The 15641-nt window shown below is 43.7% G+C and carries 14 protein-coding genes; 1 reads left to right on the top strand and 13 read right to left on the bottom strand.

Annotated elements, in window-relative coordinates:
- Positions 1-106: 106 nt before the first annotated feature.
- The 11 genes from MK403_RS05915 to MK403_RS05865 all read right to left on the bottom strand — a co-directional run bounded on the left by MK403_RS05915 (position 107) and on the right by MK403_RS05865 (position 10474).
- Positions 107-1387 (bottom strand): LCP family protein, encoded by a 1281-nt coding sequence (locus MK403_RS05915; RefSeq protein ID WP_268709261.1) that lies wholly within the window; start codon positions 1385-1387, stop codon positions 107-109.
- Positions 1384-2232 carry a prephenate dehydratase gene (gene pheA, locus MK403_RS05910; RefSeq protein ID WP_173257977.1) on the bottom strand — a complete coding sequence of 283 codons (849 nt, stop codon included), beginning with the start codon at positions 2230-2232 and terminating at the stop codon, positions 1384-1386. Before pheA ends, MK403_RS05915 begins: the two co-directional genes overlap by 4 nt.
- Positions 2229-2705: a shikimate kinase gene (locus tag MK403_RS05905; protein ID WP_268709260.1), complete on the bottom strand. Its 477-nt coding sequence runs from the start codon at positions 2703-2705 to the stop codon at positions 2229-2231. Before MK403_RS05905 ends, pheA begins: the two co-directional genes overlap by 4 nt.
- Positions 2698-3981, bottom strand: coding sequence for a 3-phosphoshikimate 1-carboxyvinyltransferase (gene aroA / locus MK403_RS05900; protein WP_268709259.1), 1284 nt, complete (start codon positions 3979-3981; stop codon positions 2698-2700). The genes MK403_RS05905 and aroA overlap by 8 nt, the downstream gene beginning before the upstream one ends.
- A gap of 89 nt (positions 3982-4070) precedes the next feature.
- Positions 4071-4409, bottom strand: coding sequence for a YlbF/YmcA family competence regulator (locus tag MK403_RS05895; RefSeq protein WP_268709258.1), 339 nt, complete (start codon positions 4407-4409; stop codon positions 4071-4073).
- A 10-nt stretch (positions 4410-4419) separates the two neighbouring features.
- Complete coding sequence (locus MK403_RS05890) at positions 4420-5523, bottom strand: prephenate dehydrogenase (RefSeq protein ID WP_268709257.1); 1104 nt, start codon at positions 5521-5523, stop codon at positions 4420-4422.
- A gap of 9 nt (positions 5524-5532) precedes the next feature.
- A complete protein-coding gene (gene aroC, locus MK403_RS05885) occupies positions 5533-6699 on the bottom strand; it encodes a chorismate synthase (protein WP_125848747.1) in 1167 nt (388 codons plus the stop codon).
- Between the two features lie 9 nt (positions 6700-6708).
- Positions 6709-7776, bottom strand: coding sequence for a 3-dehydroquinate synthase (gene aroB, locus MK403_RS05880; protein ID WP_268709256.1), 1068 nt, complete (start codon positions 7774-7776; stop codon positions 6709-6711).
- 16 nt (positions 7777-7792) lie between these two features.
- Complete coding sequence (locus MK403_RS05875) at positions 7793-8647, bottom strand: shikimate dehydrogenase (RefSeq protein ID WP_268709255.1); 855 nt, start codon at positions 8645-8647, stop codon at positions 7793-7795.
- Complete coding sequence (aroD, locus tag MK403_RS05870; RefSeq protein WP_268709254.1) at positions 8637-9314, bottom strand: type I 3-dehydroquinate dehydratase; 678 nt, start codon at positions 9312-9314, stop codon at positions 8637-8639. Before aroD ends, MK403_RS05875 begins: the two co-directional genes overlap by 11 nt.
- The gene (locus MK403_RS05865) at positions 9311-10474 is read right to left on the bottom strand and encodes a class I SAM-dependent rRNA methyltransferase (RefSeq protein ID WP_268709253.1); all 1164 of its coding nucleotides are present in this window, start codon (positions 10472-10474) and stop codon (positions 9311-9313) included. Before MK403_RS05865 ends, aroD begins: the two co-directional genes overlap by 4 nt.
- Positions 10475-10746: 272 nt before the next feature.
- On the opposite strand from MK403_RS05865, the gene MK403_RS05860 reads away from it, so the two are divergent.
- Positions 10747-12195, top strand: a complete 1449-nt coding sequence (locus tag MK403_RS05860; RefSeq protein ID WP_268709252.1) for an alpha-amylase — start codon at positions 10747-10749, stop codon at positions 12193-12195.
- Positions 12196-12283: 88 nt separating this feature from the next.
- Here the strand turns inward: MK403_RS05860 and alaS are convergent, their stop codons facing one another.
- Both alaS and MK403_RS05850 read right to left on the bottom strand, forming a co-directional pair.
- Positions 12284-14902: an alanine--tRNA ligase gene (gene alaS / locus MK403_RS05855; protein WP_268709251.1), complete on the bottom strand. Its 2619-nt coding sequence runs from the start codon at positions 14900-14902 to the stop codon at positions 12284-12286.
- A gap of 20 nt (positions 14903-14922) precedes the next feature.
- On the bottom strand, positions 14923-15408 hold the full coding sequence (locus MK403_RS05850; RefSeq protein ID WP_000847084.1) for an LURP-one-related/scramblase family protein: 486 nt from the start codon (positions 15406-15408) through the stop codon (positions 14923-14925).
- Positions 15409-15641 lie beyond the last annotated feature (233 nt).

The following is a 15641-nucleotide window of genomic DNA, read 5'->3' as shown; positions in this document are numbered from 1 at the left end:
TTATACCATAAAAAAGTCTTAAAAATCCATCAGATACCGTAAAAAATCAAAGCCAATCCACCATTTTTACTGGTGAATGAAGCTTTGATTTTCATTTATTTACCTCTTATCTCATTCCCATTTGGGCGAGTTTAGCCCGGTATTTGTTTTGGTCGACAAGTAGACCTTGTCCTCCGTAGACATCATAAGCATCTACCCAATCGCCAAGTTCTGGCACTGTCAATCTTTCAATACCGTTCTGTGCGCCTTCGATAACTGACAAACCATTAGTCAGCAGGAAGGTATAAGGTAGATTGGTTGAGGTCATTCCAAAGACCTTTCCAAGTGCCTCTGATCCTGTAAAGAGTTTGGTTGGATCTTTGATTTGCTCAAGAACAGCTGACATGACCTGCTGCTGACGTTTGGTACGACCATAGTCTCCTTCATCATCATCACGGAAGCGAGCGTAATTGAGCAAGGTCGAGCCATTCATCTGCTGTTTCCCAACTTTAATAGTTTGAGTTGGTGATTCCGTTTCTGTTGCATGTAGGTCATCTCCAACTGTGGCTTCTGTCAGAGGCTGACCATTTAACGTTGAAAACTTAGCGTCTATAGTCACCCCATCAGGAAATAGCGTATCAATAGCAGTTGCAAACGCTTGGAAATCTACCAGAGCATAGTACTTAATGTCCAAATCAAAGTTGTCTTTTAGAACCTTGCGGACCATTTCTGCCCCTTTTCGCCCTTCTTGTTCCCCGAGTTCATAGGCAACATTTAGTTTATTATCTGTTTGTTTCTTGCCATTCACAATCTGGCTGTAGCCATCAATATAGACTAGGTTGTCACGCATGAAGCTGACTAGCTTGATTTTCTTATCCGAACCACTAACATTCAATACCATAATCGTGTCTGTGCGAGTTTCTGCACTATTTTGACCAATACGGCCATCTGTCCCCATGATTAGGATATTCACCCCGTCTTTGGTATCTTGACCATTAAAGACCTCTACTTGTGCCGCTTTTGCATCAGCTGGCTTATTGCTAGTAGTTGCCGACTGGAAACCTCGAAGGAACATAATAATCATGCCCGCAGCCACACAGGTTACCAACAGTAAAAGCCAAATTAGAAGTCGTTTGAAAAATTTTCTTGGTTTCTTCTTTTTCACTTTTGGAAGAGAGGGAAATTTCTGATGTCTATTCGAGCGACTTTGATTGGAATACTGTGGAATCCCAATGTCCTTCCCTAGATTTTTTTCCCTTTCAACTTCATTAGAGGGAAATCCACCGTCCATTTTTCTTTTTAAATAGTCAAATTCTCTCTTTTCTCTGTCATTTAGGTAATGAATATTCTTAAAAAGGTAGTCATAGCGTAACTGCTCATGATGACTTAAAGGGCTTTCTTTGCTCATAGGCTCTCCTTTCCTAAATCTCTAATGGTGAAAATAGGGTAGGTTCCCAATATCTTGTACTGGATCCCAATTGTTTCGAGTTCTTGTCTGGCAAAATGAACCAGCTCTTTGGCACTATAATCCACATCAATAATGAAAAAATATTCTCCCAAGGCTGTTTTAAGGGGACGACTTTCAATCTTGGTTAAGTCAATCCCTCTCCAAGCAAAGGTTGAAAGAGCCTTGTAGAGGGCACCGGGAAGATTGTCCGGTAAGGTTAAGGCTAGACTCATTTTTTCATTTTGTGATTGTAGAGGGATAGTGGGAATCTCGGACCCTAAAACCCAAAAACGAGTGAAATTGGCTTCCATTTCTTGGATATCTTCTGCTATCAACTCCAAACCATACTCGGCAGCTGAGTTTCTAGGGGCAATAGCTGCAAAAGGCTGGTCTGGGTGTTCAGCAATGAAGCGGGCTGCATAGGCTGTGCTTGCCGTCACTTCAAGCTGGGCTTCTGGGTAATGCTCATCTATGAATTTCTTTCCTTGAGCCAGAGCTTGAGGGTGGGAAAAGATTTTCTCAATTTTTGACTGACCAGGAACTGTCATCAGTTGCTGATGAATGGGTTGTACTATTTCTGCAACTGCTTGGATGCGAGCCTGGTGAAAAAGATAATCCAAGCTTTCATGAACACTACCTTCGATAGAATTTTCAACTGGCACCACAGAATAATCCACCAAGCCTTGCTCATAAGCCTTGATAACATCTGTGATATTGGCAAAAGCCTGCAATTCCTCTTTGGGAAAGGCTGTCTGCACAACATGATGCGAAAAAGATCCCTTGGGACCTAGATAGGCAATTTTCATCTCAGTTCCTCTATAATTTCCTCTGGGCTTAGCTTGGTCACATCCAGAACCCGACTGGCTACTTCCTCATACCAAGTCTGTCTTTCTTGGAAAATACTGGCTAATTCTTTCTTGCTTTTGTTAAGAAAGAGCGGGCGCTGATTGCCCTTATCAGTTGCGATACGTTGGTAGAGGGTTTCAAAATCTGCTTTTAGATAAATGTTATCAGGATTGGTCTTGAGCAAGTCACGATTTCGCTGAGAAATGACAACCCCTCCGCCAGTTGACACAACGTGATCCGTTTTTAGTAAGTCAGCCAGCACTTCTGACTCTACTTGACGAAAGGCCTCTTCTCCATTTTCAGCGAAAAAATCCGCAATGGACATTCCTAAGCCTTCCTCGATTAAGGCATCCATATCTAGGTAGTCTGGATCCAAACGTCTAGCGATTGTGGATTTTCCAGCTCCCATAAATCCAAGTAATACCTTAGCCATGAATCAAGCTCTCCAAATCATCAAAGAAGCTAGGATAGCTGGTATTGATGGCTTCTGCACGGTCAAGCTCGACTTCTCCATCTGCAACCAAGAGGGCTGCGATGGCTGTCATCATTCCGATACGATGGTCACCAAACGTATTGACTCTAGCGCCATGAAGGTTTGATTTCCCTTTGATAATCATCCCGTCTGCTGTAGGAGTGATATCCGCCCCCATGCTATTTAAAGCATCTGCCACCACCTGAATGCGGTCAGTTTCCTTGACCTTGAGTTCCTCAGCATCCTTAATGACCGTTACACCTTGCGCTTGGGTCGCTAGAAGGGCAATAATAGGTAATTCATCAATCAAGCGTGGAATCAAGTCTCCACCAATTTCTGTCCCTTTCAGATTTGAAGTTTCAACCGTCAGAGTTGCAGATTTTGCGACAGGATCGATCTCAGTTATTTCCAATTTCCCACCCATGGCCCGAATGACATCAATAATACCAGTACGCGTTTCATTGATGCCCACATTCTGCAGCACCACACGAGAATCTGGCACAATCAAACCAGCGACCAACCAAAAGGCGGCACTAGAAATATCTCCTGGAACAACTACCTTTTGTCCGGTCAGTTTTTGTGGCCCTTGAACTGTGATTTTCTTGCCATCCACACTTAAATAGCCACCAAATTGTTGCAACATATCTTCGGTGTGGTTACGAGTACACTCTTTTTCAATAATAACAGACTCCCCCTGAGCCTGCAAGGCTGCAAACATCAAGGCAGACTTGACCTGAGCAGAGGCGATTGGCAACTCATAGTGAATTGGTGTTAGATTTTTTGTTCCTTTGAGGCGAAGAGGAGGCAGGTCTCGCTCAGTTTGTCCCGAAATGCTGACGCCCATTTTTTTCAATGGAATCGTCACACGATCCATAGGACGTTTAGAAAGACTATCATCTCCAAACATCTCTGCTTCGAAGTCTGCACCAGCAAGGACACCTGAAATCAGGCGAATCGAGGTGCCAGAATTCCCCATATCCAAGGCGTTCTGCGGAGCTTTTAAGCCATCCATGCCTACACCTTGAATGGTAATAACCCCATCTTTGTCCTCAATTTTAACACCAAGGTCACAAAAAACCTGCATGGTTGAGAGCACATCCTCTCCACGCAGAATATCATAAACCTTAGTCTCGCCCTCAGCCAAACTTCCAAAAATAATCGAACGGTGGCTGATAGACTTGTCACCTGGTACCCGGATACTGCCATGTAAGTGGCGAATGTTTGTTTTTAGTTTCATAGTTGACCTCATACTTGCAATACTTTTCTTATTTTATCACAAAAAAGCCAGAAATTCCTGAAATTTCTGGCTTTTATACAGATAAAATACTATTTCAATAATTCTGAAACAGGTTCAAAGACAATTTTTTCAATGTCTGAAAGGTAAATAGACAATTGTTGCTGTTTAGCAAAGAAGTCCGACAAGAGGACATTCCCTTGAATGAGATTACTGAAAGTTTGCATTTTTTCTTGGAAAGAGGCATCTGGCATTTGTCCAGTTTGCGCCATGACTTGGATTTCTTGCTGGAAGGCAAGGTAATCTGCAAAAATCTTGCTGGCTTCCGTATCAGCTTGGATGGCATCTTTAGCTGCTTTGACAGCCTTGTATTCTGGTAATTCGCGTAATCCACGACTAAGTTCATTTGCACTATCGTAAATATTTGACATGATTTTCTCCTTATTTGATGACGACTGTGTAGTCCGTATTCTCTGTAATTAAGCGCTCAGCTCGTTCTAAATCTTGAGCATTTTTAAAGGAAATTTGTAGAATCCCGTGAACATCCTCACGGTTTTCTTCGTTGATGTGGATATTAACCAAAGAAGTCCCACGTAGCAATTCCAAAATCCGCAAGATAACATCTTCTTCATCGGGAACATCGACATAGAGGTCATAAGAACTGTCCACGCCTCCACGTTTATGGATTTCCATAGCCTGACGTTGCTCACGTGCTTGGTTGAAAAAGTTCCAAATCTGCTCTTCTTCCCCCTTGCTAATAGCCTGACCAATCTCATCTAAGCGGTTCTTGAAATCCTCAATCCGCTCTAGGATGGTCTCGCGATTGGACAAGAGAATGGAAGTCCACATACCTGGTTCACTCTCTGCAATCCGGGTCATATCTCGAAAACCACCCGCCGCAAAGCGCCTTGTCATCTCATGTTCTTGAGCATAAACAGCTGTTTGCTCCATGAGACCTGATGCCAAGATATGGGGAAAATGGCTAATCTGTGAAGTTACACGATCGTGCTCCTTGGCATCAATTTCAATGAAACGAGCATGGAGACCAGAAAGTAGGTCCTTCATTTCCTCAAGCGTGTCTGAACTAGTCAAACTAGATGGAGTAAAGATATAGTAGGCATTTTCAAAGAGATTAACATCGGCAGAGGCAGCTCCTGTCTTGTGGCTACCAGCCATAGGATGAGCCCCGACAAAGCGAATAGACTTGCCAGTCAAATACTTCTCCGCTGCTTCCACAATGGCTGACTTGGTTGAGCCCGCATCCGAGATAATGACGCCTTCTTTCAAATCTAAATCTGCCAGTTCCTGAATAAAAGCAATGGTCTGCTTGATCGGCAAGGTCAGGATGATGACATCTGCCAGAGGAGCAAAACTGGCAAAATCATCCGTCGCACGGTCAATTATCCCCCGCTCCAAGGCAATATCTCTAGAAGCCTGACTGCGATTATAACCTAGAATTTCATAATCAGGATGATCACGCTTGATACCTAGGGCCATAGAAGCTCCAATCAATCCAAGACCTGCTATATAGACTGTTTTTGCCATAGGAACTCCTTAATAGTTCTTTGTATACTCACGGTGTTTGGCTGCCGCTTCTTTTAATTCCTCTAGGTTGTCCGATGAGAATTTTTCAAGAATTTCCTGCGCTAGAACTGTTGCCACAACGGCTTCCATGACCACACCTGCTGCTGGAAGAGCGGTTGGATCACTTCTCTCCACGGTTGCCTTGTAAGGTTCGTGGGTTTCGATATCCACACTCATAAGTGGTTTATAAAGAGTTGGAATGGGTTTCATGACACCACGGACAACGATTGGCTGACCATTGGTCATGCCTCCTTCAAAACCACCTAGATTATTGGTACGACGGGTATAGCCGTCTTCTTTAGACCAGAGAATTTCATCCATAACTTGGCTGCCTTTTCGGTAACCAGCTTCAAATCCAAGACCAAATTCCACCCCTTTAAAGGCATTGATAGAGACAACTGCCTGAGCCAATCGCGCATCCAATTTTCTGTCCCATTGAACATAGGATCCAAGGCCAACTGGAACACCTCCGACGACTGTCTCCACAACTCCACCGATGGTATCACCATCACGCTTGATTTGATCAATATAGTCCTTGATTTCCTGTTCCCGTTCTTGATTAACAATAGAAACTTCAGACTGGGCAGCTCGTTCCTTAATCTCCGCAACAGTCAGATTTTCAGGTACATCGATTTCCTTACCACCAAAGACCACGACATGATTAGCAATCTCCATATCCAGCTCAGCCAAGAGACGTTTGGCTACTGCTCCCACTGCTACTCGCATGGTTGTTTCACGAGCTGATGAACGCTCCAAGGAATTTCGCAAGTCATCAAAACGATACTTGATACCCCCTACCAAGTCGGCGTGGCCTGGGCGAGGATGGGTAATTTTTCGTTTGCTTTTAAGACGGTCTTCAATGTCCTCAGCAGACATGATGTCTAGCCATTTTTGGTGATCTTTGTTGATGACATCCATGGTAATGGGAGCTCCTGTCGTCTTCCCGTGGCGAACGCCCGATGTAAAGACAACCTGGTCGCTCTCAATCTTCATACGACCACCACGACCGTAGCCACCCTGACGGCGTTTAAGGTCCTCATTAATATCCTCTGCTGTCAAAGGAAGTCCAGCTGGAATTCCCTCGATAATTGTCGTCAGACGCGGACCGTGTGATTCTCCTGCGGTTAAATATCTCATACGTTCTCCTTATTTTACCAAGTAGTCTCTCATCTCTTCCAGAGAAACTGGGTGAATGGTCGCTGAACCAAGCTCTGGCACCAAGACCAATTTCAAGGTGTTCCCACGCGCTTTCTTGTCATGAGTCAAAGTCTGATAAAGCTTGTCAACATCCCAGTTTTCATAGTCAACAGGTAAGCCAAACTTCCGGCACATCTCTGTAATGGACTGGGTTATTCCTTCTGGCATGAGGCCTTTTTCCTCAGCAACCTTGGAAATCTGCACCATGCCTATGGCCACAGCCTCACCATGCATGACCTTGCCATAACCGGCAGTCGCTTCAATAGCATGGCCAATAGTGTGACCAAAATTGAGGTAAAGGCGAACACCATTATCCAACTCATCCTCAACTACCATCTTGCGCTTAACCTGACAAGAATGTTCAATCAAAGTCTCTGCATGTTCCAGTATACTCTCAACAGAACCATCCAGCTCCGTTAAGAGAGCCCAAAGTTCTGGATCCTCGATCAAGCCATACTTGATGACCTCACCCATCCCTTCAATCAGCTCTCTTTTTCCAAGCGTTTCTAGGACAAGCGGGTCAATCAGAACCCCATCTGGTTGGGCAAAAGTCCCCACCATATTCTTAGCAAAAGGAGTATTAACACCCGTCTTTCCACCGATAGAAGAATCCACCTGGGCTGTCAAACTAGTCGGAATCTGAACAAAGTGAATGCCCCGCATATAGGTAGAGGCTACGAAACCAGCCAGGTCCCCAACGACACCACCACCTAGAGCCACGATTCCATCGCTACGAGTCAAACCTTGCTTAACTAGAAATTCATAGACCTTCTGAACAGTGGTTAAATTTTTTCGTTCTTCGCCTTCTAAAAAGTCAAAAACAGCTACCTGAAAACCAGCATCTTCTAGGCTGAGTTTAACCTTCTCTGCATAGAGAGAGGCTACATGGTTGTCGGTTACGATAACCACTTTTTGAGGTTGCCAGAGTTCTCGCAACCATTGACCAGCCTGAGCTAGACAACCTTTTTCAATCTGAATATCATAAGGATGATGTAGAATATCGATTCTGATTTTCATAGGAGGGTCTCCTTTTTTATTGGTATTTTTCTGTTAAGGACTGCCAAATCTGATCTGGCGGCATTTCTTTACCTGTCCACAGTTGAAAAGCTTCAGCAGCTTGATAGAGCAACATTCCCAGACCATTGACGGCTGGATTGCTCTGACTTCTAGCCCATTTCAAAAATGGCGTCTCAAAAGGTTGGTAAATGATATCTGCGACCAGGAGAGCCTCTGGCAAATTGATACTTTCAGGAACTGGCGACGACTGACCATCCATGCCCACACTGGTAGCATTGACTAATAAGTCCGACTCGGCAATCCTTGCTTGCAGTTTAGAAACATCTTCTAAAGCATACAAGTCCACTTTAAAGCCTGTTTGCTTCTGTAACTTGTCCAGATAAGGTCTTGTTTTTTCCATGGAAACTGAACGAACAAAGACTGAAATCTGACTGGCGCCATCCAAAATAGCCTGAGCCAAAATGGACTTAGCCGCACCACCTGCTCCCAGAATGGTCATTTTCTTATCCGAGATTGCAAAAGAAGGCAAGCTCTTAAAAAATCCCTTGCCATCTGTATTATATCCAATTAACGTTCCGTCTTGATTAACAACTGTGTTGACCGCCCCAATCAAACGAGCCTCATCACTCAACTCATCCAGATAAGGAATCACTTGCTCCTTGTAAGGCATGGAGAGATTGATCCCAAACATCTGGTAACGGCGAATATTGGCGACTGTTTCTGCCAGATCACCCGCTTCAATCTCCCAAGCTACATAGACACCATTGGTAGCTGTCGCCTCAAAGGCCTTATTATGGATGAAGGGTGAAATAGAGTGTTTGATGGGATTTGCAACAACAGCTGCCATACGTGTATAGCCATCAAGCCTCATCCAAAATCTCCCTGATTTTTTTCATACTTGATAGAGAAATCTGACCCGGTGCACTGGCCGCATCCATACTAGCAAAAGACCAGCTGGAACCTGTCACATCTGAAGTGATACGCGAAACCTTACCAATTTTCCCCATGGAAATAGTCACGTACTCTTGCTCAGGATTGAGTGTCTTGAAACCTCGCGTATAGTTCATCAGATCCAAAACATCCTGAGCTGTATTTGCCATTACCGATACCTTCACTACTTTTGGAGTCAAGCTGGTCAATTCAGACAAGATTTCCATCATGTTTTCAGGTGTTTCTTGGAAATTGTGATAACTCAAGACCAGATTTGGAAAATCCAACATTTCCTCAAAAACATCCTTGTAGCTGTAGTACTCAAAATCCACATAATCCGGCTGATAGAGTTGGGTGACTTCTTTGATGATTTGAACATACTCTTCAGAAGAAAGTTCGATTTCTCCTCCCTCAGCGCGAGTTCGAAGGGTAAAGACCAGTTCGCGTCCTGCAAATTTTTCAAAGATAGCAGGTGCTACCTGTAAAATAGCGTCCTTTGCAAGAAAGTCCGCACGCCACTCAATGATATCAGCATCTTCATACCGTGTGGCATCCAGCTCTTGCGCTTCTTCTAAACTTCTTGGCATCACTGAAACGATTAATTTCATCTACTAACCTTCATACTAATCACCTTGAGGTAATTACTGCTTTCATCTTTTTTATTATAGGCAAAGTCTGCTGGAAGTCCGTATTTATTCAAGACTTGATACCTTCTTCCTGCAAAACCTTTATCAATTTGTTCTGTAAATTTCTGGCGGGAAACATTGGCAGCATTAGTACTAGCAATGATAATCCCTCCCGGATTTAAAATCTCTAGGCTCTGGGAAATCAACTTGTGATAATCCTTCGCCACAGAAAATGTTTGTTTTTTATTACGGGCAAAGCTCGGCGGATCAAGAACAATCACATCATAGGTCAAGCCTTTTCTCTTTGCATACTTAAAGTACTCAAAGACATCCATGACGATAAAACGATGATTGTCCGTGCTGAGTCCATTTGCCTGAAAATGTGCCTCTGACAACTCTCTGGACCGTTTGGCCAAGTCGACAGAAGTCGTCTCATTCGCGCCTCCCATAGCTGCAGCAACTGAAAAGGCAGCCGTGTAGGAAAACATATTGAGCAAGGATTTACCCATGGCTAGACCATCCACCAAACTCCCACGAACCTCATGTTGGTCCAGAAAAATACCTGTCATCAAGCCATCATTCATAAAGACTTGATAGAGCACGCCATTCTCAAGAACAGTAAAATAGTCTGGCGCTTCCTCACCATAAACATGGGCAGACTCGTAATCTAGACCTTTAAAACGAATCTTTTCATAAGCCCCCAAGACCTCAGGAAAAACTTCCTTAAAAGCCTTTATGATCAGCTCACGAATCTGATAAACATAGGAGTTGTACCAAGAAAAGACAGCATAATCTCCATAGAGATCAACAGTCAGACCACCAAAACCATCCCCCTCTTGGTTAAAAAGGCGAAAGGCAGTAGTCAAGTCATCTTGATAATAAGGCTTTCTAGCTTCCTTGGCCTTACGAAACAGGATTTCAAAAAAGGTTTGATTGAAAAGAACCTTTTCCTTGCTGACCAACCAGCCTATTCCCTTGTTCTGCTGAGAAAGATAGGCGCTCCCTAAAAACTTTCCGTCTTGACTAAGAACTTCTACTGCCTGATCCGTCAGTTCAATATCTCTTAAATCACTTGCTTCCAAAAGAACTAGACCCTTAGCTAGCTTTTTTTCAACACGTTTGCTGACCCTAATTCTATTCATAGCTACTATTATAGCAAATTTTATGACAATTCTCAAAAAAGAAACCGTTTAACCATATGTACTTTAGTTTACTGAGTGTCATTTTTGTTCAAATAAGTTTATTCAATTTACTTTTTCACCAAAACATCCTTTCCCTTGTAATGGAAGGAGAGTTTCCACGCGCTAAAAATAGACAAAATCATAAATGAGTATAGAATCTTGCGCAAACGTTTGCCTAGTTCTAAACTTTATGGTAGAATAAAACACAACATTGATAAGCAAGAGGAAAAACAATGCAAAATCAGACACTTATGCAATACTTTGAGTGGTATCTGCCTCACGACGGCCAACACTGGACGAGATTGGCAGATGACGCAGAACACCTAGCAAATCTTGGTATCAGTCATGTCTGGATGCCACCTGCCTTCAAGGCAACCAACGAAAAAGATGTAGGCTATGGCGTTTATGATCTTTTTGACCTAGGTGAATTTAACCAAAAAGGGACTGTCCGCACCAAGTATGGGTTTAAAGAAGATTATCTTCAAGCCATTCAAGCCCTAAAGGTAAAGGGAATTCAACCTATGGCGGATGTAGTCCTCAATCACAAGGCTGCTGCTGATCACATGGAAGCCTTTCAGGTTATTGAAGTGGACCCTGAGGATCGGACCCTTCAACTAAGCGAGCCCTTTACTATCAATGGCTGGACTCACTTCACCTTCGATGGTCGCCAAGACACCTACAATGACTTCCACTGGCACTGGTACCACTTCACAGGTACGGACTACGATGCCAAACGCCGCAAGTCTGGTATTTACCTGATCCAAGGAGACAACAAGGGTTGGGCCAACGAGGAATTGGTCGATAACGAAAACGGTAACTACGACTACCTCATGTATGCTGACCTAGACTTTAAGCATCCTGAAGTCATCCAAAACATCTATGACTGGGCTGACTGGTTTATGGAAACGACGGGTGTAGCTGGTTTCCGCTTGGATGCCGTTAAGCACATCGACTCCTTCTTTATGAGGAATTTTATCCGTGATATGAAGGAGAAATACGGCGAGGATTTCTATGTTTTTGCTGAATTTTGGAATCCAGATAAAGAAGCCAATCTAGACTATCTCGAGAAAACAGAAGAACGTTTTGACCTTGTCGATGTTCGCCTCCACCAAAACCTCTTTGAAGCTAGTCAGGCTGGAGCAAGCTACGACCTTCGTACTATCTTTACTGATAGCTTGGTTGAACTCAAGCCTGACAAGGCTGTAACCTTTGTCGACAACCACGATACCCAAAGAGGTCAAGCCCTTGAGTCTACTGTTGAAGAATGGTTCAAACCAGCAGCCTATGCCCTCATTCTATTACGTCAAGATGGGCTTCCATGTGTTTTTTACGGAGACTACTACGGTATCTCAGGAAAATACGCCCAACAAGATTTCAAAGAAGTTCTTGATCGTCTCCTAGCCATCCGAAAAGACAGGGCCTATGGAGAGCAAACAGACTACTTTGACGATGCCAACTGTGTCGGTTGGGTTCGTTCAGGTGCTGAACATCAATCCCCAATCGCTGTTCTTATCTCAAATGATCAAGAAAACAGCAAGTCTATGTTTGTCGGGCAAGAATGGGCTGACCAAACCTTTGTTGATCTCCTTGAAAATCATCCAGCACAAGTTACGATCAATGCTGAAGGTTATGGAGAATTTCCAGTAGCAGCAGGTTCAGTCAGTGTCTGGGCAGCAAAATAAACCTATCCGTTACAAGCCAAATCCGACTGGATTTGGCTTTTTTTGTATGCACAAAAAGACCTACCCAAATGGATAGATCTTTACTTGATTACAATTTACCAGCTACTGCATCCAAGAGTTCTTGGATTTTAGCTTGGTTGCTTCCTCCTGCCATGGCCATGTCTGGTTTACCACCACCACGTCCATCGACGATTGGTGCCAATTCTTTGATCACATTACCTGCATGCACATCTTTTGTCTTGCTAGCTACAAGAACGTTCACCTTGTCACCGATAGCGGCAACTAGGACAAGCACATCAGAGTAGTCTTTTTGTTTCCAGTTATCCGCAAAGGTACGAAGGGCACCTGCATCTGATACAGAAACTTGGCTTGCAATGTAACGGTGTCCGTTGACTTCCTTCACATCCTTGAAGACATCGCCAGCAGCTGCGGCTGCGGCTTTTTCCTTCAACTCTGCATTTTCTTTTTGCAATTGACGGAGTTGCTCTTGAAGTCCTTCAACCTTGTGAGGCACTTCCTTGAGTTGAGGTGCTTTCAAGGTTGCTGCGACGGCTTTCAGAGCGTCTTCTTGTTCGCGGTAGGCTTCAAATGCTTCCTTACCAGTCACTGCCAAGATACGGCGAGTTCCTGAGCCGATCCCTTCTTCTTTAACAATCTTGAAGAGACCAATCTCAGAAGTGTTGCCCACATGAGTACCACCACAGAGTTCCACAGAGTACTTACCAATCTTCACAACTCGGACTTCTTTGCCATACTTCTCACCAAAGAGGGCCATAGCTCCCATTCTTTTGGCTTTGTCAATATCTGTCTCAACTGTTTTCACTGCAATGGATTCCCAGATTTTCTCATTGACTTGTTGTTCAATCGCACGCAATTCTTCAGAAGTCACTGCTTGGAAGTGGGTGAAGTCAAAGCGGAGGAATTCTACTTCGTTCAGAGATCCTGCTTGTGTCGCATGGTGGCCAAGGATATTGTGAAGAGCCGCATGGAGCAAGTGAGTTGCTGTGTGATTCTTCATGACACGGTGACGACGATTTTTATCAATACTGAGTTTATAGTTTTTGTCCAAAGAAAGAGGTGCAAGAACTTCAACCGTATGCAATGGCTGTCCGTTTGGTGCTTTTTGAACATCTGTAACTTTGGCTACAAGTTTTCCTTCGGAATTATGGATTTTACCATGGTCAGCAACCTGTCCACCCATTTCAGCGTAGAATGGCGTTTCTGAAAATATGAGGAAGGCAGTGCCTTCTGATACAGCTTTTACCTCAACATTGTCAGCTACGATAGCTACAAGTCTACTACCTAGTTTTTCTTTTTTATAATTAAAGCGACTTTCCACTGTAATGTTTTGAAGGGTTTCATTTTGCATCCCCATAGATCCGCCTTTGACAGCAGATGCACGCGCACGTTCTTGCTGTTCTTTCATGGCTGCTTCAAAACCATCGCGGTCTACTGTCATACCAGCTTCTTCAGCGATTTCTTCTGTCAATTCAACTGGGAATCCATAAGTGTCATAGAGTTTGAAGACATCTTGCCCAGCGATAACAGATTGGCCTTTCGCTTTCAAATCAACTACAATGGTTTCTGCAAAGTGTTGACCTGAGTGAAGAGTACGGGCAAATGACTCTTCCTCGCTCTTCACGATTTTCTCGATAAAGTCACGTTTTTCAAGCACTTCTGGGTAGTAGCTTTCCATGATTTTTCCAACAGTTGGAACGAGTTTGTAAAGGAAAGGCTCGTTGATACCCAATTTTTGACCGTGCATAGAAGCACGACGGAGCAAACGACGAAGAACATAACCACGACCTTCGTTTCCTGGAAGGGCACCATCACCGATGGCAAATGAAAGAGAACGAATATGGTCTGCGATGACCTTAAAGCTCATGTTATCGCCATCTTGGTCGTAGACCTTACCTGACAATTTCTCAACTTCACGGATAATCGGCATGAAGAGGTCAGTTTCAAAGTTAGTCTTAGCCCCTTGGATAACCGCCACCAAACGCTCCAAACCAGCGCCCGTATCAATGTTCTTGTGTGGCAATTCCTTGTACTCGCTACGAGGAACAGCAGGGTCTGCGTTAAATTGTGACAAAACGATGTTCCAGATTTCGATGTAACGGTCGTTTTCGATATCTTCTGCAAGCAGGCGAATACCGATATTTTCTGGGTCAAAGGCTTCTCCACGATCAAAGAAAATCTCTGTATCTGGTCCAGAAGGTCCAGCACCGATTTCCCAGAAGTTGTCTTCGATTGGGATCAAGTGGCTTGGGTCCACTCCTACTTCAATCCAGCGGTTGTAAGAATCTTTATCGTCTGGATAGTAGGTCATGTACAGTTTATCAGCTGGAAAATCAAACCATTCTGGGCTTGTCAAAAGTTCATAAGCCCAAGTGATGGCTTCATCGCGGAAGTAATCCCCGATAGAGAAGTTCCCCAACATTTCAAACATAGTATGGTGACGCGCAGTTTTCCCTACGTTTTCAATATCGTTAGTACGGATAGCTTTTTGCGCATTGGTGATACGTGGATTTTCAGGGATAATAGTCCCGTCAAAGTATTTCTTAAGGGTTGCTACACCAGAGTTAATCCACAAAAGAGTTGGGTCGTTTACTGGAACCAAGCTGACTGATGGTTCGACAGAGTGGCCTTTGGTCGCCCAGAAATCAAGCCACATTTGGCGAACTTGAGCACTAGATAGTTGTTTCATAATATCTCCTTATTACTTGTTTAATTTGATTGGCTTTCCAGCATCTCCACATAGTCAATCGCGACACAGAGGGAAATGACTAGGTCTGCATAAGAGTCTTCATAGACGGTTACGGTGTAAGTTGAGGTCAAATGGAAAATCTCTTTCCGAATCTCGGCAATCACTTGGTCGCGGTCATCCAACAATTTGAAATTCAAATCCCAGATATTGCCCTCGATACGAAGCCCCAGATTGTCAAACTCATACTTATCTCGAAAGAAAGTCAACTTCTTACGAATAACGAAATTGGAACCGTTTCGTAGCTGAATAGTAAAGCGAGGAAGCAAGGTGAAAAATTCTTTACTGATTTCACTGACCTGCTCACCATAGGCGTCATAGATGGTAAAGGTCTTAGGAATTTGGAAGAAAGAGCCCTCCACCTGATAGTTCACTACTCCTCTGTCATCCTTTATATCAAAACGTTCGCCCCCAAGACGAAACTTTTGTTTCACGAGAAATGTCTTCATAAACACCTCCAAAAATCAAAAGACAAGTCCATATCACGAAGGGCGAAAAACCGCGGTACCACCTTCATTCAATGAACTTGTCATTCTCTTATTCTTATGCAATTGTATGATTGAGTAGCATGACTTCCTAGCTTAGATGGCTCGCAGCACCGCCATTTCTCTGGACTAAGATAACTGAAAATCAATTCTCAACTTTCTTATTATATCGTTTTTTTAAGCTTGCGTCAACTGGG

The organism is Streptococcus oralis (assembly GCF_026782285.1).
Taxonomy (GTDB): domain Bacteria; phylum Bacillota; class Bacilli; order Lactobacillales; family Streptococcaceae; genus Streptococcus; species Streptococcus oralis_CG.
This window is presented reverse-complemented; position numbering and strand designations above follow the sequence as displayed.

Bases quoted from the DNA above. Each gene is read 5' to 3' on its own strand.
- pheA (WP_173257977.1), bottom strand. From the start codon at position 2,232: ATGAAAATTGCCTATCTAGGTCCCAAGGGATCTTTTTCGCATCATGTT.
- MK403_RS05890 (WP_268709257.1), bottom strand. From the start codon at position 5,523: ATGGCAAAAACAGTCTATATAGCAGGTCTTGGATTGATTGGAGCTTCT.
- aroD (WP_268709254.1), bottom strand. From the start codon at position 9,314: ATGAAATTAATCGTTTCAGTGATGCCAAGAAGTTTAGAAGAAGCGCAA.
- MK403_RS05875 (WP_268709255.1), bottom strand. From the start codon at position 8,647: ATGAGGCTTGATGGCTATACACGTATGGCAGCTGTTGTTGCAAATCCC.
- MK403_RS05915 (WP_268709261.1), bottom strand. From the start codon at position 1,387: ATGAGCAAAGAAAGCCCTTTAAGTCATCATGAGCAGTTACGCTATGAC.
- MK403_RS05860 (WP_268709252.1), top strand. From the start codon at position 10,747: ATGCAAAATCAGACACTTATGCAATACTTTGAGTGGTATCTGCCTCAC.
- MK403_RS05905 (WP_268709260.1), bottom strand. From the start codon at position 2,705: ATGGCTAAGGTATTACTTGGATTTATGGGAGCTGGAAAATCCACAATC.
- aroC (WP_125848747.1), bottom strand. From the start codon at position 6,699: ATGAGATATTTAACCGCAGGAGAATCACACGGTCCGCGTCTGACGACA.
- MK403_RS05865 (WP_268709253.1), bottom strand. From the start codon at position 10,474: ATGAATAGAATTAGGGTCAGCAAACGTGTTGAAAAAAAGCTAGCTAAG.
- aroA (WP_268709259.1), bottom strand. From the start codon at position 3,981: ATGAAACTAAAAACAAACATTCGCCACTTACATGGCAGTATCCGGGTA.
- aroB (WP_268709256.1), bottom strand. From the start codon at position 7,776: ATGAAAATCAGAATCGATATTCTACATCATCCTTATGATATTCAGATT.
- alaS (WP_268709251.1), bottom strand. From the start codon at position 14,902: ATGAAACAACTATCTAGTGCTCAAGTTCGCCAAATGTGGCTTGATTTC.
- MK403_RS05895 (WP_268709258.1), bottom strand. From the start codon at position 4,409: ATGTCAAATATTTACGATAGTGCAAATGAACTTAGTCGTGGATTACGC.
- MK403_RS05850 (WP_000847084.1), bottom strand. From the start codon at position 15,408: ATGAAGACATTTCTCGTGAAACAAAAGTTTCGTCTTGGGGGCGAACGT.